At 41.8% G+C, this 22,020-nt stretch carries 23 protein-coding genes and 2 pseudogenes; 12 read left to right on the top strand and 13 right to left on the bottom strand.

Translation table 11 applies throughout. From position 1 onward, the window contains the following. The 4 genes and pseudogenes from AC07E5_RS09550 to AC07E5_RS09535 form a co-directional block, all read left to right on the top strand. Nucleotides 1-116 (top strand): annotated as a pseudogene (locus AC07E5_RS09550) (transposase); the annotation flags it as partial. Between the two features lie 16 nt (nucleotides 117-132). Further along, nucleotides 133-678, top strand: a pseudogene (locus tag AC07E5_RS09545) (YaaC family protein); the annotation flags it as partial. 92 nt (nucleotides 679-770) lie between these two features. Further along, nucleotides 771-1,160: a hypothetical protein gene (locus AC07E5_RS09540; protein ID WP_004976007.1), complete on the top strand. Its 390-nt coding sequence runs from the start codon at nucleotides 771-773 to the stop codon at nucleotides 1,158-1,160. Nucleotides 1,161-1,519: 359 nt separating this feature from the next. Continuing rightward, nucleotides 1,520-2,035 carry a hypothetical protein gene (locus AC07E5_RS09535; protein ID WP_154321091.1) on the top strand — a complete coding sequence of 172 codons (516 nt, stop codon included), beginning with the start codon at nucleotides 1,520-1,522 and terminating at the stop codon, nucleotides 2,033-2,035. Between the two features lie 66 nt (nucleotides 2,036-2,101). Here the strand turns inward: AC07E5_RS09535 and AC07E5_RS09530 are convergent, their stop codons facing one another. Both AC07E5_RS09530 and AC07E5_RS09525 read right to left on the bottom strand, forming a co-directional pair. Further along, nucleotides 2,102-2,302 (bottom strand): hypothetical protein, encoded by a 201-nt coding sequence (locus AC07E5_RS09530; protein ID WP_131261079.1) that lies wholly within the window; start codon nucleotides 2,300-2,302, stop codon nucleotides 2,102-2,104. A 118-nt stretch (nucleotides 2,303-2,420) separates the two neighbouring features. Beyond that, complete coding sequence (locus AC07E5_RS09525) at nucleotides 2,421-3,689, bottom strand: hypothetical protein (RefSeq protein ID WP_131261080.1); 1,269 nt, start codon at nucleotides 3,687-3,689, stop codon at nucleotides 2,421-2,423. Between the two features lie 120 nt (nucleotides 3,690-3,809). On the opposite strand from AC07E5_RS09525, the gene AC07E5_RS09520 reads away from it, so the two are divergent. Continuing rightward, nucleotides 3,810-4,586: a class I SAM-dependent methyltransferase gene (locus tag AC07E5_RS09520; protein ID WP_167845740.1), complete on the top strand. Its 777-nt coding sequence runs from the start codon at nucleotides 3,810-3,812 to the stop codon at nucleotides 4,584-4,586. 14 nt (nucleotides 4,587-4,600) lie between these two features. Then, nucleotides 4,601-5,155 (top strand): hypothetical protein, encoded by a 555-nt coding sequence (locus AC07E5_RS09515; RefSeq protein ID WP_096901318.1) that lies wholly within the window; start codon nucleotides 4,601-4,603, stop codon nucleotides 5,153-5,155. A 6-nt stretch (nucleotides 5,156-5,161) separates the two neighbouring features. Here the strand turns inward: AC07E5_RS09515 and AC07E5_RS09510 are convergent, their stop codons facing one another. Both AC07E5_RS09510 and AC07E5_RS09505 read right to left on the bottom strand, forming a co-directional pair. Then, nucleotides 5,162-6,364 carry a TIGR03862 family flavoprotein gene (locus AC07E5_RS09510; RefSeq protein ID WP_498625309.1) on the bottom strand — a complete coding sequence of 401 codons (1,203 nt, stop codon included), beginning with the start codon at nucleotides 6,362-6,364 and terminating at the stop codon, nucleotides 5,162-5,164. Between the two features lie 6 nt (nucleotides 6,365-6,370). Further along, nucleotides 6,371-7,063, bottom strand: a complete 693-nt coding sequence (locus AC07E5_RS09505) for a class I SAM-dependent methyltransferase (RefSeq protein WP_498625312.1) — start codon at nucleotides 7,061-7,063, stop codon at nucleotides 6,371-6,373. A gap of 86 nt (nucleotides 7,064-7,149) precedes the next feature. Here AC07E5_RS09505 and AC07E5_RS09500 point away from each other — a divergent pair, with 86 nt between their 5' ends. Further along, complete coding sequence (locus AC07E5_RS09500; protein ID WP_004975985.1) at nucleotides 7,150-7,323, top strand: DNA gyrase inhibitor YacG; 174 nt, start codon at nucleotides 7,150-7,152, stop codon at nucleotides 7,321-7,323. 204 nt (nucleotides 7,324-7,527) lie between these two features. Then, on the top strand, nucleotides 7,528-7,707 hold the full coding sequence (locus AC07E5_RS09495) for a hypothetical protein (protein WP_004975984.1): 180 nt from the start codon (nucleotides 7,528-7,530) through the stop codon (nucleotides 7,705-7,707). A gap of 50 nt (nucleotides 7,708-7,757) precedes the next feature. Here the strand turns inward: AC07E5_RS09495 and AC07E5_RS09490 are convergent, their stop codons facing one another. From AC07E5_RS09490 to AC07E5_RS09470, 5 genes are all read right to left on the bottom strand, one after another. Continuing rightward, nucleotides 7,758-8,402, bottom strand: coding sequence for an MBL fold metallo-hydrolase (locus AC07E5_RS09490; RefSeq protein WP_131261085.1), 645 nt, complete (start codon nucleotides 8,400-8,402; stop codon nucleotides 7,758-7,760). A gap of 18 nt (nucleotides 8,403-8,420) precedes the next feature. Next, nucleotides 8,421-9,434 (bottom strand): ferrochelatase, encoded by a 1,014-nt coding sequence (gene hemH, locus AC07E5_RS09485; protein WP_104852985.1) that lies wholly within the window; start codon nucleotides 9,432-9,434, stop codon nucleotides 8,421-8,423. Between the two features lie 65 nt (nucleotides 9,435-9,499). Further along, the gene (locus AC07E5_RS09480) at nucleotides 9,500-10,528 is read right to left on the bottom strand and encodes a DUF4062 domain-containing protein (RefSeq protein WP_104852984.1); all 1,029 of its coding nucleotides are present in this window, start codon (nucleotides 10,526-10,528) and stop codon (nucleotides 9,500-9,502) included. Between the two features lie 86 nt (nucleotides 10,529-10,614). Then, nucleotides 10,615-11,490, bottom strand: coding sequence for a glutamate racemase (gene murI, locus AC07E5_RS09475; RefSeq protein WP_004975969.1), 876 nt, complete (start codon nucleotides 11,488-11,490; stop codon nucleotides 10,615-10,617). Nucleotides 11,491-11,536: 46 nt separating this feature from the next. Continuing rightward, entirely contained in the window at nucleotides 11,537-12,148 is a 612-nt protein-coding gene (locus AC07E5_RS09470; protein ID WP_004975967.1) for a DUF1285 domain-containing protein, read from the bottom strand. 195 nt (nucleotides 12,149-12,343) lie between these two features. Between AC07E5_RS09470 and AC07E5_RS09465 the strand changes: the two genes are divergently transcribed. After that, nucleotides 12,344-14,056, top strand: coding sequence for an electron transfer flavoprotein-ubiquinone oxidoreductase (locus AC07E5_RS09465; RefSeq protein ID WP_004975965.1), 1,713 nt, complete (start codon nucleotides 12,344-12,346; stop codon nucleotides 14,054-14,056). 408 nt (nucleotides 14,057-14,464) lie between these two features. After that, complete coding sequence (locus AC07E5_RS09460; protein WP_179996339.1) at nucleotides 14,465-15,598, top strand: AOC03_06830 family ribosome hibernation factor; 1,134 nt, start codon at nucleotides 14,465-14,467, stop codon at nucleotides 15,596-15,598. A gap of 137 nt (nucleotides 15,599-15,735) precedes the next feature. Here AC07E5_RS09460 and AC07E5_RS09455 read toward each other — a convergent pair whose 3' ends face one another. The 3 genes from AC07E5_RS09455 to tusA form a co-directional block, all read right to left on the bottom strand. Then, entirely contained in the window at nucleotides 15,736-17,196 is a 1,461-nt protein-coding gene (locus tag AC07E5_RS09455) for an autotransporter outer membrane beta-barrel domain-containing protein (protein WP_498625307.1), read from the bottom strand. Nucleotides 17,197-17,216: 20 nt separating this feature from the next. Beyond that, nucleotides 17,217-17,873 (bottom strand): hypothetical protein, encoded by a 657-nt coding sequence (locus AC07E5_RS09450; protein ID WP_131261088.1) that lies wholly within the window; start codon nucleotides 17,871-17,873, stop codon nucleotides 17,217-17,219. A 726-nt stretch (nucleotides 17,874-18,599) separates the two neighbouring features. Beyond that, nucleotides 18,600-18,857, bottom strand: a complete 258-nt coding sequence (gene tusA / locus AC07E5_RS09445; protein ID WP_004975955.1) for a sulfurtransferase TusA — start codon at nucleotides 18,855-18,857, stop codon at nucleotides 18,600-18,602. Between the two features lie 197 nt (nucleotides 18,858-19,054). Here tusA and AC07E5_RS09440 point away from each other — a divergent pair, with 197 nt between their 5' ends. Both AC07E5_RS09440 and lnt read left to right on the top strand, forming a co-directional pair. Continuing rightward, a complete protein-coding gene (locus AC07E5_RS09440) occupies nucleotides 19,055-19,894 on the top strand; it encodes a CBS domain-containing protein (RefSeq protein WP_004975954.1) in 840 nt (279 codons plus the stop codon). Beyond that, the gene (lnt, locus tag AC07E5_RS09435) at nucleotides 19,891-21,447 is read left to right on the top strand and encodes an apolipoprotein N-acyltransferase (RefSeq protein WP_004975952.1); all 1,557 of its coding nucleotides are present in this window, start codon (nucleotides 19,891-19,893) and stop codon (nucleotides 21,445-21,447) included. Before AC07E5_RS09440 ends, lnt begins: the two co-directional genes overlap by 4 nt. A gap of 112 nt (nucleotides 21,448-21,559) precedes the next feature. Here the strand turns inward: lnt and gspG are convergent, their stop codons facing one another. Next, nucleotides 21,560-21,994 (bottom strand): type II secretion system major pseudopilin GspG, encoded by a 435-nt coding sequence (gene gspG, locus AC07E5_RS09430; RefSeq protein WP_004975950.1) that lies wholly within the window; start codon nucleotides 21,992-21,994, stop codon nucleotides 21,560-21,562. Nucleotides 21,995-22,020 lie beyond the last annotated feature (26 nt).

Genomic DNA, 22,020 nt, shown 5'->3' with positions numbered 1-22,020 from the left:
GGAAGCAGATGAAATATTATTGGCGAGATTTTCAAGTCATGACAGCTGATAAAATAGAGCAATGGGTGGAGAGAGTATCAAACCAATTCGGAAAAGAATACATGTTTACTTTTTAATGACAGCTTAAATAAAAGAAAACTTTTACCCATTAATGTAGAGATTCTAACCAATTCAGAACACAATAAATTATTTACTGAAGTGATAATTGATAATGAACAAAAAACAAAAGTGGATATAACTAAGTTTCTCAAGGAGAAACGACTTAATTATTTTAAAGATGGATTCCCTCGTGAAGGAAAAATTGTATATAGATCTAAATACAGAAAATCATATACAAGAGAAAATACAAATACAATCTATCAAAATATCTTAAAAGAGTATTGTCAATTTGACATTACGCCAATCCTAACCAACACAGGCTACCGCTATTATGTTGATTTAAAAGCAGCTGATTTACCTCATCTATCCTACACGTTGTTATCCATGTTTTATCTTGGCACGGTAGCACGTTACAGACCTAGTGAAGCCAATGAACTATTGCAGGGTACGTTAAGACCTGTAGTAAGTGAGTTTGTAAATATTTCACCCAATCAATTCCTTTATCAATTATGTTCTATCTTATTAGAAAAAGAATGCGTAATGCCTTTTTCATCTATTACCCCTATGAGTACTATATAAATCAGGAATAAACACCTCCAAAGAATACTATAGGCATTTCACTTCAGATTCCCTATACTCAACCTAACAACACTCAACAAGAAAACGAGCTTATGAAACTTAAAACACTCATTTTATCGGGTTTAACTTGCCTTTCTCTTAGTGCGTGTACTTCTGCACCTGTTATTCCGCAGCTTACTGCAGGTGTTTTACAAGAAGTGAAAAATATTGAAGTTTACCCAGACACTGTCAATAACAGCGCCAAACTCACAAAATTTATTGATAAATGCGTGATCGAATTTACAGGCACACTGCAAGCAGGTCGTTCTATTGAACAATGGGCATTTAAAGGCAATGCATTAATTTCAGCTGGTTCTGCAACATTTGCACAAGATGGGACTAGCATAGCAACTCACTTTGACTTGCATGATGCAACTGTGCAAAAGAACTTCATCACCTTACGCAACCATTTTCATAAAGATGCGCTTGCACAATGCAACTAAGCTAAAAACAGCTTTGAATGTATCTTGATGTAGCAAGATTGTTGGACTTTCAATATAAATACAGCATCGCTTGATATTTCAAACTAAGATGATAAAAGCAGTGTAGCCATTGCTGCCCTGCTTTAACAACTCTCCAGAGTAACAAGACCCACAATTTTATGTGGGTCTTCTTCTTTAAGTCTGAAACTCTGCCATAGTTTCAAGCACTTTAAAGTCTCAAACACTGTAAATTTCACCTAAAAACACATCATACTTGCGAAAAATAAACACTGCAGATCATCTAGGCTTTATACAATGCAGTACATTCCATTCAAAACCTTTCAACGACCAGTATTCGGCATCCTAAGAGGCACAGCACAATGAAAAAGATCAATATCAGCATTTGTATTGGACTATTGTTCAGTAGTGCTTCGGTGTGGGCACAAAGTAGTGCTGCACAAACTCAAAGTAATAAACCAATTCAGCCTTATGCAGACAATCCAAACCTCTTACATGTTTGGGCATATAAAACTCAGGAAGGTGTGATTCAGGCAGCACAAAAAGTCGGTGAAGTAACCGAAAAAGGTATTGAAAAAATTCGCCCATCGGCACATCAAGCTTTAGACAACGCCAAACAATTGGGCAGTCAGGGTGCGGCTCAAGCCAAACATACTGGGCAGCAACTTGCCAACAATGTAAATACTAAAATTCAGGAAACCAAAGAAGTGATTACAGGACAAAGTGATCATGCCGTGCCTATCTATCAAGCACCATTAAGCGCGCCTTCGCAGAATATCGCCCCTGCAGCCACCATTGCCGCACCTACTCAAGAAGCACAGACTCAGACTCCACCAAGTACAGATACTGAAGAAGAAATTAAAGTGATTAAGCTATAATTTTTTTGATTTATTGGTTTGCTCAAAATTATAAAAACAACTCAGTGCAAATAAAAAAGCCTGCATTTAATCTGCAGGCTTATTCATGTGATAGCGTATCGATTTTTGAATTTGTCGGAATACATAAGCGCCTAATCCCAACAATACCAACAAACCTAAAGCAAAAAATAGATAAGCCTTCGGCTCAGGCGCATCTGCAAACAAAGTCGCAGATAAAATGAAACTGGACAGCAAAACAAGCACAGCAGGCATCAACAACTTGGTCATACATACTACCCTTGGAATGATCAACAAAACCATGTTTTAAGATCATCTTAGCCCAATGGCAAAACAATACAAGTGTCTAAAATTCAAACCTTCTAAATAATGGATCAAACTTTGCAGCTTACTGTTCCAGTTCTAGGGTAAATTTGGCAGTATCTGGCAAATCTTCCACAAAGTCGTTGCCGCCAAACTCATCACTGCTCAGGTTCAAATCTTTATAGCTCAACACAAAATAGTCGCTATATTTTTTCAATATTAATGGGTGCATGCCTGCAGCAAGTGCATCTTGTTCTTTGCATAGTTTCATGACATGACGATCATTCATACTAATTAAATAGCGTTCATCATTCAGATAAATTTGCACCAAACCACTGCCCTTTGCATAAATCGGAATCAGGAATTTATGGTTTAAGGCAATTGCATGTGCGGCATAGCTCTCAATTTTTTGGCTGATGATGTTAAACACCAAACCATGACCAAAATGGTCGAGCAAGACATTACGATTTTCATACGGTAACTGAATTTGTAAGCCAAGTTTGTTTAAATCGTGCTGATCGACCTGTTTATTGCTAAGCAAGGAGCGAATCAGGTTTTGTTTCAACTTGGCATCAAAAAAGTTACTGTCTAGCTGTAAGTTATTGTATTTTAAAATACGACCTAAAGACCAGCGATGGTTCGGCAAGACATTTTCAATCACTTTACGATAGTAAAACTTGCTGTTTTTTTTCACCTTGCGAATTTTTTGGTAAAAGAACGGCGCATCAAAAGGATGGGTTAAAAAGTCATTCAGTAATTCAGAGTTGGCTAAAATCGCAATTGCATCATGCCCTGTAAATGGCAAATGTAAGGTATGTAAATGCGGAATTAAAGGCTGAATTTTTAAATAATGCCCACGATCTTCAGCATAATATTGGTCATAGACCACAATATATTCACGCTGTGCCGATACATCTTGCGCTTGAATGCGCATATTGGCATTTAAGTCTGCATGATAAAACATGTTATAGCGTGGGTCATGAATATCTTCAGGGTCAATTGAATATTGCGGCACCAAAGCCACAATGCGGTTTAAATCCAGCAAATTGGAATATTTAATTGCCGCATAGCCACCCATTGAGCCGCCATAGCCCACGCGAATTTTAAACGGAGCAATCAGGTCTTGAATGGCTGCCAACATGGCACGCATAGAAGCTTCAGGAAACCATGATTTTTCCTTAGGCATGACCCCAATCACATTAAAATGAAACTTTTCCAGTGATTTTTCGGCATTAATAGACGTTCCTTTGGCCCGTGTAATTAAATCGCCAAAAGAAAAAATCAGCTCCTGAGATGAGCCTTTCATGAAAATAGCGCGGATATGTCCGTCTTCAAAAATTATGTGTTTGTCCATTCCCACACCGGCGCCAAGGCGCTGAATTAAACCGTTACTTTAAACTTGAATACCCTGTACGCAAGTCCAAAAGTGAATATGTTATTTTATAGATGCACAGCAGATTAAAAATCGCAAAATATGACACAATCTCTACATCCTGCCGCACAACAAGGTTTTGCTTTAGGGGCAAACCTATATCAACAAGTTCGTCCCAGTTACCCGCAAGAAGTCGATGTTTTCCTGCAAGATCAGCTCCAAGTTCCACTTAATAGCAATATTGTAGACTTGGGTTCTGGCACAGGAAAGTTCCTGCCACATTTGCTCAAACTGACAACTCAGCTTATAGCGGTAGATCCGATTGCCAGCATGTTAGCCGAATTAGAACAACTTTACCCACAAGTTAAGACAATTCAAGCACGAAGTGAGCAATTACCACTGCACGATCAATGTGCAGATTTGGTGAGCTGTGCGCAATCTTTTCATTGGTTTGCCAATCTGCAAAGTTTAAAGGAAATTCACCGAATCTTAAAACCGCAAGGTCATTTGCTGTTAATTTGGAATCAACGTGATATTTCAGTCAATTGGGTCAATGCACTGGCAAAGATGATTTTGCCTTTTGAGGGCGATACACCGCGTTTTCACAATCAGGACTGGCGTCAGGTATTTGCCGATACAGATTTATTCCAACTTACTCACGAGCAGAAATTTCATCACACGCATGTTGGTACAGTTGAACAAGTCGTGTCTAAGCGTTTGCTTTCGACCAGTTTCATTGCTGCAATGCCAACTGAACAGCAACAACAACTCAAAACACAATTTGAACAATTAGTATTAGAATATACGAATAAGCATGTGCAAGATGAAATTGAATTTCCCTATTGCACACATTTGTATGTCTATCAAAAAGTTGAATGAGAGGGAGCAAATAAATGCAAATAACCTTTAAACACGCGATTGCTCCCTTAACAATTTTTTTGGCGTTCTCCCTCAGCGCTTGCGAGCGCAGCAAAGTAGAACATGCAGACAAACTCAGCCCTGAAGATCAAATCATGCAAACTCAGGTCGAGCAAGCCGCGATTCAGCCCTTTGAAATGACTGCGGATGACCCGCATGATATTCAATTGCTGATGGATTATGAACAACGCCATGACCAAATGAGCAATGATTTGGAAGATGAGTTAGAACGCTTGCATGAAAGCCAACAACTCGATGCTGCATTTGCACAAAATCGCCTGCAGGACAACATTCAATCTGCCTTGAGTATGCTCAAAGAACTGGATTTAAAGACACCGCAAGGGCGTTATATTCAAGGCCTAATGAGTCATTATTGGGAACAGCAAGCGCAATATCTAGCAACTCAAAATACAACTTCTGCACCTTATCCTGTCAGTAAAGAACAACGTCAGCAAGGCTTAGCAGACTTGCTACAGGCGCAGCAACAACTAGAACATTGGCGTGGGCAATATCCACAACTTGATGAATAACGTGTTTTAGGGACGCTGCTGTAAATACTGATGCACTCCTTCAGCGGCAGCGCGTCCTGTAGCAAAACAGGCTGTCAGCAAATAGCCGCCCGTTGGCGCATCCCAATCCAGCATTTCACCACAGAGAAAAACGTGTGGATTGGAATTTAACTGCAATTGTGCAGATAAAACCTCACGTTTGACTCCGCCCGCACAGCTAATTGCTTCTTCAATAGGACGAAAACCCTTTAAAGGCACCGTTAAATTTTTAATCTGCTGCGCCAATTGCATAGGTTGCTGCCAAAGGGCTTTATCCACCAACTCACGCACGACTGCAGACTTCACGGCATCCAAACCTGCCTTACGCCAAATATTGCTTACAGACTGTTTTTTGGAAGGTTGCAACTTTTGGTAGAGTTGCTCAACGGTTAAATCGGGTAGCAAATCGAGTTGTAACTGCAGCGGTTGTTGAGCGTGCTGCAACTGTCGCAATGCTCGCCCTTGCTTATAAATTAAGCCACTTTCCAAACCATAATGGCTAATCACAATATCGCCCATGCTCGGTTCAGTACCTTTCACCCATGCTTGTACACGTTTTAAAGGTTGCCCAAAAACTGGCTGCATATAGTTAGACCAGTGACATTCCACTCCTGCATTGCTGGCTTGGAAAGGCTGAATTTCATTGGCAGATAACCAACGCTGCCATGCACCATCACTACCCAATTTCGACCACGACACTGCCCCACATGCCATCACAATGGCGGCAAATTGCTGTTGTTCAATGTGACCTGTACTTAGATTTTGAATACTGAGTTGATTATTATTTAAATCACATACCTGATGCCGATAATGAAACTGCACGCCTGCATCAACCAAGCGTTTTAACCATGCGCGCAGCAAAGGTGCGGCTTTCATTTCTTGTGGGAAAATCCGCCCCGATGAACCTACATAAGACTGAATCCCTAAACTCTGCATCCAGTTTTGAATCCAAGCCGCATCCCATTGTTGAATCCACGGCGCCAACCATTCCGTCTGATCATAACGCTGAACAAATTGTGCAATCGGTTCGGCATGTGAAATATTCAGACCTGTTTTACCCGCCATCAAAAACTTACGTGCCGCGGAAGGTTTTTGCTCATAGACATGCACATCATAGGCATACTGACTCAGCACTTCGGCAGCCATTAGCCCTGCTGGTCCTGCTCCTATAATTGCAATGCGCTGTTTCATGCCTGTTTACTCAGTTGTTGCACTTGAGTCTGCAGAAACTTTCGCCTCAACTGCAGCAGGTGTTAAAGTTGGCTGCTGTCCTTGCAAAGGCTGAAAATAATCAAAACGGGTTGTATAAGCCGCAGGTTTGGTGATCAGCAGTTCCTGACAACGCTCACCACGTGCTAAATATTTGATTTCAAAGTGAGTGCGTGCTGAATCTACTGGAACATCCTGCTGAATAAATGGCAATTTCCACACTTCAATCAGCTGTTGCTGTGCTTCTGCAATATATTCAGGAATATTACTTACTAAAGTAATACTGCCGCCTGCTTTTAAACGCGACAATAGAAACTCAAAAAACGGCATATTCAACCAACGCTGGGTGGCATTATGTGGTTCTGGATTCGGATATAAAATAAAGAATTGCTCAACTTGAGCAGGAAATAAAGCATGCACAATCCATGGAATGGCATCGGCATGCACAATTTGTAAGTTGTGCTGACCTTCAAGTTGATGCTGTTTTTGCATCGCTACAAATTTTTCGCGGGTACGCTCAATCGCAATTAATTTTTTATCGGGATGTTGCCCACTAAATAATAAAGCATGCTTGCCTTTTCCCGCACCAATTTCAACACAAATCGATTCATTGGCAATAGCTTGAAAATCACGAGGGGCATGCATACGCTGGGCTTGAAATTGACGAATTGGCATAATCAGATCAAACTTACAAAATTCGGCACAAGTCTATCAAGTCAGGTGCTATTTGCCTAATCCAATCCTGCATTTTTCATTTGGAGTTGATCATGCCACGCACTTTTCCTTGCCCTCGTTGTGGTGAACCTTCGCAATGGGAAAACAATCCATTTCGTCCTTTTTGTTCTGAGCGATGCAAGCTCATTGATTTAGGCGCATGGGCAAATGACGAGTATCGTTTACCCACCCAAGATGCTCCGCAAGCAGAAAACTCTGAGGAATAAGCAATAAATTTCCACGCCAAATATTGCCTAAAACTACACACAGTTTCATGGAATTTTTCACATTTTTAGAAAAATTATTCAAAATTTAGTTGTTCTATAATTGCTTTCAGCAGAATTAGCACAGGTTATACTTTGCACTATTCGTGACTCCGTCACTGCACATAACAATAAAGAAAGCAAAAAATAACCTAGGAACATTTCACCATGGAAATCATGTTAAAAGGAATTGTAATGCTGTGTATTTTACTCTCTACCAGCAGTTTAGGCTTTGGACTGTACGCGCATGATTTACTCATGCTGTGCATAGGCATCTTACTGACAATTTTCACAATGCTGTTTGCAATTGAAAGCAAACAAATGCTGAATAATCCCTTTCGCAAATAAAAAAGTCAGCGACTGCTGACTTTTTCTTAAAGCATAAATACACACTGCTTTTAACCTGCTTGCCCCGCCACAAAAGGGTTGTTCTGTTTTTCAAATCCAATGGTGCTGATTGGCCCATGCCCCGAAATAAACTGAGTGTCATCGGGCAAACTAAAACATTCGCGCTGAATTGAATCTAGCAATTGTTGATGATTCCCACGTGGAAAATCGGTGCGTCCAATCGAGCCTTTAAATAGCACATCGCCTGTCCACAAGACGCCATATTTTGCATTATAAAACATCACATGGCCTGGGGTATGCCCTGGTGCATAACGCACTTCAAAGCTTTCTTGACCCAATTGCAGCACTTCACCACCCTCTAACCACTGTGTAACCGTGACTTGTTCAGGGATAGGAAAACCATAACGTGCAGACACTTCTTGCAGTTGATCTAACCAAAAAGCATCTTCTTTCTGTGGACCAATCACAGGAACATTCCAGTAATGTTGCAACGCACCAACAGCCCCCGCATGGTCTAAATGTCCATGAGTGAGCCACAAAGCTTTCACCGTTAAACCCAACGCTTCAACTTCGGCTTTCAGCTTTTCAGGCTCACCGCCTGCATCAATCAAAATTGCTTCTTTGCTTTCTGCATCCCACACAATCGAGCAGTTTTGCTGAAAAGCGGTGACGGGAACAATTTTGACTTGCAACATGGTGGCGAACCTCAAAAGTTAATGGCTTAGGTTAAGCTTTACAGCATCAAGATTAGCTTGAAGTAAATGTTTGAGCAAATCCAAATGATCGGCACGGGTATTCAGTGCAGGAATATAGGCATATTCTTTGCCACCTGCTTGTAAAAACAATTCTGCGTTTTGAATTGCCAATTCTTCTAGCGTTTCCAAACAATCTGCAGAAAAAGCAGGACTCATAATTTGCACCGACTTCACGCCCTGCTGTCCCCATTCTTCAAGTAAGACATCGGTATAGGGTTTGACCCATTCTTGTTTGCCAAAACGTGACTGGAAGCTAATTGCCCACTGATCATCATTTAAATTTAAAGCATCGGCAAGCAATTTGGCCGTGATCCGACAACGCTCTGCATACGGATCACCCTTATCGGCATACGGCTGTGGAATGCCATGAAACGACATCAATAATTTTTCTGCCACACCATGCTCGGCTTGAAATTCACGCACACTTTGCGCCAACGCCTGAATGTATAAAGGATGCTGATAATAATCACGAATGATGGATAAGCCCGGCAAATTACGCTGCTGTGGCACCCATTTGGCAACGGCATCATATAAAGGTGCAGTCGAAGTTGCCGAATATTGTGGAAATAAAGGGAACAAAATCACGTGATCTTGAGGATTTTGACTCAAAGCTGCCAAAGCCTGTTGAATACCCGGATTGCCATAGGTCATTACCGGTAGAATATTCAATTCAAACTCAGGATATAGCGGCAATAACTGCTGTTTTAAAGCATCAACCTGTTGCAACAAAATTTCCCGCATCGGTGAATCTTGCTGCCAGACCATGGCATAAGCATGTGCAACACGCTTAGGACGAAATGGCAAAATGAATAAGTTCAAAATGATTTGCCAAATCGGTTTTGGAATTTCAATCACCCGTTGATCGGATAAAAACTGCTTTAAAAAACGGCGAACCGCTGCTGCAGTCGGTTCATCAGGCGTACCTAAATTGGCTAAAAGAACGGTTACTTTGGGTTTTGCTGTAGACAACATCCAGCCCTCGTGTCTGATGATTGAGCCCGACTACTTTAACAGTTTTTTCACTCTGTATTGAGAGATTAATACGGTGTTTTAAATGAATAAACCCGATCGGTATCTAGCAAATTGCTCTCTAAAAGTTTTTGCGCTTTTGCCGTGGTTTGCCACAACATCCGCTGACGATCATCACGCCCCGCCTGCACAATCCAGTCATTTTGACGCATTTGCATTTTAATCTGATGCAAGGCCCGAATATTGATTTGGGCACGTGCAACTGCATGCGCACGTGGCATGATCCGACGTGCATCCTCCAAACCAGTTTCATTCAAATATTCATTCATGCGTTTCGAAAAATATTCTTCAGGGGTTGGATGAATAAAAGTATTGCCTAAAATTGCCAACAACTGCGCCCAACTTAAACTTCGCTCAACTTTCAGCTCTCTAAAGTTACCATCCTGATAGGCATGCATGCGATATTCAAAACGATATGATTCATTCATCGACACTTTAGATACGCTTAGAAACGGGTCTGCTTCGCGCTGTCCCACATCGGTTTCCAGCTGACGTAACTTACTTTTTAAACGTTCAATTTCATCATGCAAAGCTTGTGTATTTTGCGGGCGCACCCAACCAGAAGTCGGATAACGTTCTAGCATTTGCGACATATTAAAGCGGACAGCAAGCTCTAAATCACGCAGAGTGCGGTAGCTAAACACCTGATCGACATCTTGTTGTAATAATTTACGGAACTCTTTGAATTTTTCACGCAATTCAGGTTTTTCATCATGTAAAGATGAATCACGTGAATCTGGGTCTTCGTGCATAAATACAATGATCGGCTTTTGCTTGGTGACTGCATAAATATACTCTAAATGCATATACCCCACGCCCGACACCGATTGCTCACCGTACTGGCTGCCCAATAGAATCACCACATAATCACAATCATCAATTTGACGGCGTGCAAATGCAGTGCTGAGTGGGGTACGTTGTTCTAAACCCCACGAAAAAAAACCCATTCCCACCAATGTTTGTGCCAAGATCACTCGTTCTGGCTGCATATCTGCCCCAGACGTCGAGATAAAGACCTGATAGCGCTTATCGAGCATTGGTTTCCCCTCTCCTATTGCCATTACAAGTCGGTCACCGTCTACTTGTAATGCCTTTCCCCAATCATAAAAAAATTATCTTAAAGTCAGTCCACAGTACTCACATTTGCGATACTCCAAGAAATATTGCCTGGAATAAGATGCTGCAACACGGGCTTTAATTGTTCTGCATTGTTCCCGCTGACATAACACGCAATTTGTAAAGTATCTGCCAAACTTTGTTCAAATAATAACTCATTTTTAATTAAAATGCGGGAAGTTTGACGCGCAACGGCAATTCCTGAGTCAATTAATGTCAGTTTCTGACCAAAAATGGACTCAATCGCAGGTTTTAGGAAAGGATAATGGGTACAACCGAGCACCAAATAGTCCGCGCCCTGATCGACCACAGGTTGCAAACTCTGCTGTAAGGAACTTAAACATGCCTCACTCATTTGCGCCCCTTGCTCAACAAAAGGCACTAAATCTAGATTGGTGACATTCAAGACTTGCACTTGAGCAGGAATCGCAAAACGCTGCATCACATCTTTAATAAGTTGTCCGCGAAAAGTCGCAGGCGTCGCAAGTACAGCCACAGTTTTGCTTTGGCTATTTAATACGGCGGGCTTTAAAGCAGGCACTAAACCAATAATGGGAAAATCTTCGCCGTAATGATCGCGCAGATAATCTAGACTAAAAGCAGAAGCAGTATTACACGCCACGACCGCAACTTTACAACCTTGTCGATATAACCATTCGATTGCAGCTGCAGTGAGTTCTCGAATATTTTGATCATCACGTGGGCCATACGGCACATGTGCAGTATCGGCATAATAAAGGATGCGCTCATTGGGCAAATATTCTGCAATTTCAATGGCAACTGACAAGCCTCCTATGCCCGAATCAAAAATACCAATTGGCGCACTGGCTTGTGCTTTTGGCATGGCTTGATTTAAGGGAGAAACAGGATGAATGGCTGTCATAGCAAGAGATTCAGCAATACAAAATGGGATGAATAAAGCTTAAACCTCAGCTGCTTAAATGCAAGTGCAAATCACCACTTTTCAACGATAAAATTGTTTCGCCCTGCGCATTTTCACTCAGCTCGCCCAATTCCACCAAATGTAAAAAAGCCGCACGCTGAATCAGGGCATTAATACCAAAACGCACATGCACATAAGGACGCAGCTCACCTGCATATTCACGCATAAAAATAGGATGCTCGGCATCAACAATCACAATATCCTGATGTGTAGTGATAAGTTGAATATAATTTTGCTGTCCGATTTCGACCACATCAACCTGATTGATGAACAACGGCTCATCTTCTACCTGGATTTCAATTTGTTCCACGGGGGTTTTTAAATAAAACTTGCCCTGCTCTTTCCATAACACACTAGAAAACAGATCAACCAATGCCTGACGTTTGATCAATTGACCTTCGTGCCACCATTCTCCATTGGCTTTGACCAGCAAATCCATTGCTCCACAATGCTTTGGATGCCATTGCTCCAAAGGAGGGATTGATCTTTTGTGACCTGACTGTCCAGTTTTTATATATTGTGCAATGTGCATTAAATTTTTATTATCAGCCGTAGCTACATTTTCTGTCGGTTTGATTGAATTATCGTCATGCTTCATGCTGCAGTACCTTACTGACGGAAAAATAATACGATTCAGCCAATTGGCTAAGACTCGGTTTAAAACTATACTAGCTCACAATACTTACCCATACTGTAAAAGACACGATTAAATTTGTGTCTGGCAACTAAAAATACTCATGGCAGCACCGTTGCTTGATGCGGTTGCCACCTTCAATTATATGAGGAGTCCTACATGGAACACATCGAACGTGAATCGATGGAGTTTGACGTAGTCATCGTAGGCGCAGGCCCTGCGGGTCTTTCTGCTGCGATCAAAATTCGTCAACTTGCAATTGAAAACAATTTAAATGATCTGTCCGTTTGTGTGGTCGAAAAAGGCTCTGAAGTTGGTGCGCATATCCTTTCGGGTGCAATTCTTGAGCCTCGCGCCATCAACGAGTTATTTCCTAACTGGAAAGAAGAAGGTGCGCCTTTAAATGTGCCTGTGACTGAAGATAAAACTTTCTTCTTGATGTCACCTGAAAAAGCTCAGCAAGCACCGCATTGGATGGTGCCTAAAACCATGCATAACGATGGTAACTACGTGATCTCGTTAGGCAACGTGGTGCGTTGGTTAGGTCAAAAAGCCGAAGAATTAGAAGTTTCTATTTTCCCTGGCTTTGCGGCATCTGAAATTCTTTACCATGCCGATGGTACGGTTAAAGGCATCCAAACTGGTGACATGGGCATTGGTAAAGATGGCGAGCCAACGCATAACTTCACACCGGGTTATGAACTACATGCCAAATACACCATTTTCGCAGAAGGCTGTCGTGGTCATTTAGGTAAGCGTTTAATCCAGCAATTCAATTTGGATAAAGATGCCGATCCGCAACACTACGGGATTGGTATTAAAGAACTTTGGGAAATTGACCCTGCAAAACACAAACCAGGTTTAGTCATGCACGGTGCAGGCTGGCCATTAAGTGAAACAGGTTCTTCAGGCGGTTGGTGGTTATACCACGCAGAAAACAACCAAGTGACTTTGGGTATGATTGTGGACTTGTCGTATACCAACCCACACATGTATCCATTTATGGAAATGCAGCGCTGGAAAACTCACCCTCTAATTAAACAGTATCTAGAAGGCGGCAAGCGTATTTCTTATGGTGCACGTGCTGTGACCAAAGGTGGCTTTAACTCATTGCCAAAATTCACCTTCCCAGGTGGTTCTTTAATTGGTGATGATGCAGGCTTCTTAAACTTTGCCAAAATCAAAGGCTCTCATACCGCCATGAAGTCTGGCATGCTTTGCGGTGAAGCAGTATTTGAAGCGATTGCTGCAGGTGTCGCAAAAGGCGGTGACTTGGCGATTGCTCGCGTAACTGAAGGCGAAGATTTCTTTGTGAAAGAGCTAACGGCTTACACTGAAAAATTCAACAACAGCTGGCTGAAAGAAGAACTTTATAGCGCACGTAACTTTGGCCCTGCAATGCATAAGTTTGGTCAATGGATGGGTGGTGCGTTTAACTTTATCGACCAGAACGTGTTTAAAGTACCATTTACTTTGCATGATTTAGTGCCTGATTTCAGCGCACTCAAAACTGTAGATGCAACCAGCTTTAAACCGAACTATCCAAAACCAGATGGCAAGCTGACTTTTGACCGTTTATCTTCAGTGTTCGTATCGAATACCGTACATGAAGAAAATCAGCCAGCACACTTAAAGTTGACAGATACCTCTATTCCAGTGAACGTAAACTTACCTAAATGGGATGAGCCTGCACAGCGCTACTGCCCTGCGGGTGTTTATGAAATCATGGAAAATGATGATGGTTCAAAACGCTTCCAGATTAACGCAGCCAACTGTGTTCACTGTAAGACTTGTGACATTAAAGACCCATCACAGAACATCACTTGGGTAACACCTGAAGGTGGCGGTGGTCCGAATTACCCGAATATGTAATTGCGAATCGCAATTGAGAAACCCAAAAGCAGTGCCTCGGCACTGCTTTTTTATACACAGTTTACAAAATTACCAAGGTCTCATAATCCCTTACATTTTTCAGGTATTTCTCTATTCAAAAGCAGGCGATTGAATAACTTTCCTTGTTATGCTGTTTTTGCTTATTTTTTATCTTTTCTATTTTTAGTTTTTTATTTCGTTTTTTTCAGACTTGAACAACCGAAAATGTTGTTTTGTCAGCTTTTATACAATGCTATTCGGCATTTTATGCAGCACTTAGCACGGTAGCAAAATGTTGTAGATGCTGACTAAAACTGACTTGAGTGGAGTATAAAGCAGTACTTTGAGTTTTATCTTGCTCAAGCATTTGGTTGTTCTTCTTATTTTCATTAGAAGAGGAATTCCAACATGCTTAATTTAACAGACACCCTCAACCAACTTAAAAATGTGCAGGCACAACCTGCAGTCAGCTTATTTCTACCCACACATCGTACCTTTCCAGACAATCAGCAAGATGTGATTGCTCTTAAAAACCAACTTAAACAACTCGAAGAACGCCTGTTGGCAGACTATGACAAACGTCTGGTGGCACAAATTTTAGAACAGATTCATCATCAAACCAAAGATTTGAATCCCAACTACCATTTAGACAGTCTGGCTATTTTTGCCACAGCCGACAGTGCACAAGTACTGCGTCTGCCATTCCCTACCCAAGAACGTATTGTGATTGATCAACAATTTTCAGTGCGTGATTTTATTCGTGAGCTATCTTATGCAGTGCAATACTATGTGGTAGTGATCAGTCGTGAAGTTGGACGTCTGATTAAGGCCTCCAATGATCGTGTAATCCATGAGTTTTCTGTAGATGACAGCGACTTGAATGAACGACTGCCACATGGTGCATTTCCTGTTCAAAATGATAACTTATATAGCACCAGCGGTGCAGAACGTGCCACAGCCGCCAATGAAGACCGTTTACTCAAAGAGTTTTTAAACCGTGTCGATAAAAATGTGCAAACTGTACGTGCCAGTGAGCCATTGGGCTTGGTCATTGTGGGTGATCGACGCAATATCAGTTTTTATGAATCTATTTGCGACCAACCCAATGCCATTATTTTCAGTGTAGATAACGTCACTCAGCTAGAACAAGGCAGCGCACAACACATTATTGACAGTATTCAGACCGAGCTAAAAAGCCATCAACAACAATTGCATCAGCAACATGCGCAGCAACTGGATGAACTCTATGCCAGTGACCGTGTTGTGACCGATCTGCAGCAAATTTATCAGGCAGTGTTTCAAAATAATGTCGATACTTTATATGTTCAACAAGGCTACATGCAGGCGGGTTGGGTCGATACCGACCAGCAACGAATTTATCTAGATCAAGCGCACGCACCTGACAGCGCACAAGCCACAGACGATGTGATCAACCATATTATTGATGCAGCACAGCAACACGCTGCCAATATCGTATTTATTCCTGCCGATTATTTACAGTCCAAAGCACCACTGACTTTAATGAGTCGCTATGCGGTCTAAAACTCAGTCCATTTGACTGTGATCTAAAAAACAGCCATGCAGATTTATCTACATGGCTGTTTCAATCAAGATTCAAACTTCTCATTCATACGCAAATCTACGCTTTCGCATGACTTTCTCATGAATAAAACGATCAATTAGAATCGAGTCGTTACCGCCAACTGTACCCGATGACTGTCGCTATGTGATCGCCCGCTATATTCATAATTCAAATTGATAAAACTATGTTGTCCAAAGTGAAGTTGTGAACCTAAGGCAGCATGATATTGACCTTGATCGGCATGCCATGCATCAAACTTCAGTTTCTCCGCTGTGCCTACATAATGGGTATCTAAATATGCTTTTTCCTGAATCGGTTGGCTGTAATACAAGCTGCCTTGCAATTGCCATGCTGGATTCAACTGGTAATTGACTTGCAAACCTGCACCAAAATTCCAGCGCTGCATCACCAAATCATCTAAGCTGTTGACACCATCCTGCTGAGTTTGTTCGGCATGAACATAATGTTGGAACGAAGCGTCTAAATACGGTTGAATCTGCATTTTTTGACTGAGTGGATAGCTATAATCTAGACGCAAACCTGCGGCATACATTTGTCCATCAAACTGTATTTTTTGTGCTTGAGCATGACCACGCTGCGCGTCAACATCCACCTGCATGCCTTTTAACCATGCCGCGACACTTAAATCACGATTAAGCTGCTGTGCTGTCCCCATAGTTAGTGCATAGGCTTTGCTCTGACTGCTATTTTTTGAGCCTGTTTGTACGGCATCATCTAAGTTCAGTTGACTGAAATCGGCCTGCGCTGCCAAGGTCATCCCTGCCAGTTTTGTTGCCACACCAACACCTTGATGATGACTACGGCGCTCACTATTTAAGCCGACATAATCCATATCATAACTTTGGTAATCACCCGAAAACCAAAGCTGTTTGGGTTGTGCGGTTGCCAAACGCTGTGCAAACTGACGTTCTTGCTTGCTGCTTTCTTCTGCGACATTTAAAACGGTATTGGCATAAAAACTTGGATCAAGTTGATGAAACAGTTGATTCAATGCCTGCGTAGAAACTGTACTTTCAGCAGCATTGCTATAACGTATAGTTTGAGCAAAATTGTTAAATAAGCGATTGGCAAAAACTTTTTCAGCATCTTCCAGCGTTTCTAACTGTTGTTTCTGATCAAGACTTGCTAAAACTACATCTAAATTACGGGCAACCTGAGTACGTCCTTCAAGTTCAGCAGCAAGAGCCGCCACCGTTTCAGTCGATTTACGCTTTGCCGTAATCACCACATCGGTATTGATTGTATCTGCCGCACGTACAGGCTCGCCCGTTGCATTCAGTTCAGGACGATAACTAACTTGTGTCAACTCAAATAATGGATTGCTTGAGCGATAAGCATCGAACTCACGCTGTACGCCTTGTTGCGCACGTAATACGGTAGTTTGTGAACCTTGTGCAGTAATAAGTGGCTGATCAAGTGGCACTTCATCAAACAGGTTCAAAGTCCCTGCCAAATTGGCGGTTCCCGTTACCGTCAGCAAATTGCCAAAACGTGCTTTAAAACCCGCATGTTGCTGCTGATCTGCAGCAATCTGCATCGAATAGTTGCCTGTGATGGTTAAATTGCCTTCCTTTCAAGAAATGCACTGCCTGTTTCGACTTCTAAAGTGTTTTGTGAGGGTTCAAGTTCTTGAATCGTACTACCCATCTCAACTTCAGATGTATCTTGTGGTACTTCAATATCTTGAATTGCACTATCGACCAAAACGGTGTCGGTTAAAGCAGGCTCTACTGCAGGTGGAGCTACCACATCGACAGGTTGCTCTGCTTCTGACGGAGGTGATTCAAGTGTAGGTATCGTATCAGGCTGATTGACATCATTATTTTCTAAAACGGTAGCATCATCGCTAGGTACAGCATCATTGCTGTCTAAAAGTGAATCTTCAGTTGGTGATGTATTGCCATGATCTGTACTGCCACCACTCAAACCACCACCATTGGATGATACATCGCCATGATCTAGCTCTAAATTCACAGGAGGTTGATCGGTAATGGGTGCAGATGGTGCGACAGGTTGCTCTACTCCGCTGCCAATGCCTTCATTTGTAGTCGGTTGATCTTCTTGGCTGACATTTTCTGCCCCCAACACATCAGTGACTTGAACCGTGCTTGACTGAGAGCCTGAACCCGATGAACAGCCTGAGATACTCATGGTCAATAAACACGCCACACTCAGTGGCTTTAAAGAAAAGTTTTGCTTTTTATCTAAAATCATACCGTACTCAATCAAAATGATGATAACGCAAGATTTATTGATGATTGATCACGTAAAAAATTAAGCAGATTTTGCTCAGTCTAAATGGCATATTTTTTTAAGATAAAGACAATCAGTTAAGCCCCCCAAAATTATTTTTCTTAACTTGACTACTTTAATGCGACAGCTTAATCAGCTTTTTCAGCCTTATAAAACATAAACACTGCCATATAACATTCAAACCAAGCAAAACCCCAAATCTGCTTAATTTTATCCCCAAATGTTCTGCAATCGAACTCAACAAACTGATCGCATTATAGGCTAATTTCTCCATATATTAAAAAATATTTAAAATAATTTTGTTAAAAATCAACAACTAAACAATAGACTAAACTCACACTCTAAAAATTATTTCTTATACAACACACAGAGCTTTGTTAGATTTTGCACAAGCACACAACTTGCCCTATCAATGCAGAAAAGTTGAAAAGTCCCTTAAAAAATGTGTAGCAGATAACGCAACTCGTGGATCGTTTCGCCATTTTTTAACTCAAACTGTGAAGCAGGTTGGATTGATGCAAAATTGATGAAAAATTAAAAATAAAGTTGAACGTCATGGCTAAAAACACAAAAGGCATATTTCAACTTGCATGAATTGCAAATGAAATATGCCTATATGGATCACATGACTATTTTATCGTGTTTAAATTATAGTGTTCTAAAAGTGCTGAGGCTAATTTTTGCCTATTAGCCTTTTTTCACCAAATAATGAAATTCTTTATTGCCTTGCTCATCTAAGCGTTCTTCTTGCAATAACAACTCATGCCCCAAATGCATGCAAAATTTTGGAATATCCCAAGACGTCGAATTGTCAGTTGCAAACACTTCAACCACATCGCCAGACTTAGATTTGCGAATGGCTTGATGCAGCATCATCACAGGTTCAGGGCAACGCAAACCGCGGGTATTCAGTTGAATACTAGGTGTGACAGGAAGTTCAGACATGCACAGACTCGATATTAAAACATCGGGCTAGTTTAGCATAAAGCGCAGCCTTGTTTTATGTGTTCCCGCTACGCACAGCAACACATCTCGTGACGTAATTGCCGTCATTTTCTCCCAAGATTAGCAATAGACAACTGTATTTTCTAAGGTATGATTAAGCTAAGTTTTTTAGATATAAAGAGTCTTTAGGAAAGATCATGCACGAGGAATCAGGCCCATCGTGGGGTATGCGTGGCCTAAGAAAATGGTTAGGCACTGCACCAGAAACCCGCGATGAATTGCTAAAATTAGTACAAGATTCACGTCGTTTTTTAGAACCCGATACGGTGGCAATGCTCGAAGGTGTTCTGGATTTACCTGCCACCAAAATCCGTGAAGTCATGACCCCACGTACCGCCATGATTAGCTTACAAGAAGATGATGAGCTACTCGACATTTTGCATGTACTGGTCGAATCGGCACATTCACGTTTTCCTGTGTTCTCATCTGACCAACCCGACAACGTGGTGGGGATTTTATTGGCAAAAGATTTATTGCCTTTACTGACCGAACAAAGAACCAAAGTCGATATTCGCGCCTTAATGCGTCAGCCGTTATTTGTGCCTGAAAGTGCTCGTTCAGACCAAGTATTGCGTATGCTCAAAAACACCCAAACCCATATTGCAGTGGTGATTGATGAGTATGGCACCACTTCGGGCTTGGTTACTTTAGAAGATATTTTAGAAGAAATTGTCGGTGAAATTGAAGATGAACACGACAATATTGACGAAGAAGCAGAATACATCATCCCCGATCACGACCCAAAAACGGCAAATACTTGGTTAGTACAAGCACTTACACCAATCGAACATTTTAATAATGTTTTAGATGCAGATTTTTCTGACGATGAAGTAGAAACTGTGGGCGGTTTATTGCTTCAGGAAATTGGTTTGGTGAGTGATTTGCAAGGACAAGTGATTGTGATTGGCAACTGGGAGTTTACCATTCTTGAAGCAGATGCCCGCACTATTCATCTGATTCGAGCCGTACGTCAATGAGGACTTTTTTTTCCAAGCTGTCTAATCCTGCAGAACATCAACAACTGCCCTTAATTTATCCATTAATCATTGCCCTATTGGCAGGTGCAGTGTTTAGTTTGGCACTTGCTCCCTATCATTACTGGTGGATTGCCTTACTTTCACCTGCTTTGCTGTATGCGACTTTAAGCAAACGCACCCCGAAACAGGCCTTTTTGATTGGTTGGTCTTACGGGATTGGGTTGTGGTTTGTCGGAGCATTTTGGCTCTATACATCCATTCACGTCTATGGCGACACCAATGCCTTTTTAAGCGTGCTGATGATTGTCATTATGGCGCTGTTGATGGGTTTGTTTACTGCCGTACAAACGTGGTTATATCGTCGGTTTTTCCCTGAAACACCACTGACTTTTGCACCGCTATGGGTATTTTTTGAATGGGCGAAAACTTGGGTCTTTACAGGTTTTCCATGGCTGTTTGCAGGTTATGCCTTCACCGAACGCTTTTTGGATAGCTATGCACCGTTGTTTGGTATTTTCGGGGTGTCTTTTGTGGTCATCTTGCTGGCCTGTGCGTTGGTTGAAGTCCTTAAAAAGCGTATCTTCTGGCTGATTCCATCGGCAATTTTACTTTTGGGTGCATGGGGTGCAGCACAACTCAGTTTTGTAACTGCAAAATCTGAAAAGCCACTCTCGGTTTCTCTGATTCAAGGCAACATTCCTCAAGACTTAAAGTGGCTAACCGAATACCAAATTAAGACCTTGGAAATTTATACCCGCTTGACCCGAACTGAATGGGGACGCGACATTATTGTTTGGCCTGAATCATCCATTCCAATGTTCCAGACCGATATTGAACCGTTTTTGGATGCCATGAAAACACAGGCTGAAAAAACGGGCAGTTCGTGGGTGACAGGTATTCCGTATTGGGACTTGCCTGAATCACAAGTGCAGCAACATCCAATGTATTACAACAGCATTATGGCAACGGGAGATGCGGCTGAAGGCTTGTATAAAAAGCAGCGTCTGGTGCCTTTTGGTGAATATATTCCGCTTTCAGGCTTACTGAGTTGGGTACTACCTGCGATGCAAAATGACCCATCCATGAGTGGTTTTTCACGTGGAGCGTCTGAGCAAAAACCGCTTGCAATTAAACAGCATCATTTGGGGGCAGCCATTTGTTATGAGGTGGCTTATCCGAACCTGACCCGCCGCAATGCTAGCCAAAGTGACTTTTTGGTAACAGTATCCAATGATGCTTGGTTTACGGGTACTGCAGGGCCATTGCAACATTTACAAATGGTACAAATGCGCGCCAAAGAAAATGGACGCTGGTTTGTTCGTGCCACCAATACAGGTGTGACCGCATTTATTGACCATCATGGGCATATTGTCAAACAAGCGCCAATGGATCAGGAATTTGTGCTGCGTGGTGATCTGCCTGCCATGCAAGGTCAAACACTGTATACCCAACTCAGCGATTGGCCTGTGCTGATTTTCTCATTGCTGTTGTTAATTATGGGGTGGATTTATCGACCACGTCAGGTGGATGTGTCGTTTAAATCACGTCGTTAATAGTACTGTTCAATAGCGGCTAGAAATAACCATTCATAAAAAAACCGAGCATTAAGCGCTCGGTTTTTTTTGGAGTTCACTGAATCAATATATAGACTCAACTCATCTTCTATTAAGGCTGATAATAAATGTCGGCATCGGTACCTTCACCACCCTGCTGACCATCTGCACCAAAAGAATATAAATCAAATGGACGACCTTCTGAACCCGGAATCACATATTGGATGTCATTATCCCAACTGTCTTTCGGATAGCCCCCTTTCACATAACCGCCTGGCAACCAGTTTTTAGCCGAAGCAGGCTGATTCACCAAGGCATCTAAACCACCGTCTTGCATTGAAGGATATTTTTGATTATCGAGTTTGTATTGATCGAGTGCGCCAGCCACACCTTTTAAAGTAATAACCGTAGTATCTACTTTGGCTTTTTCACCACGTCCCATTACGTTCGGTACGATTAAAGCCGCCAACACACCTAAAATTACAATCACCACCATGACTTCAATCAGGGTAAAACCAGACTGTTTACTCGGTTGCTTCTGTTTCATTCAATCTCTCTCATTTATTTATATCA

The sequence above is a fragment of the Acinetobacter seohaensis genome (assembly GCF_056431365.1).
The sequence above is the reverse complement of the archived record's forward strand: the minus strand, read 5'-3'. Positions and strand labels throughout refer to the sequence as shown.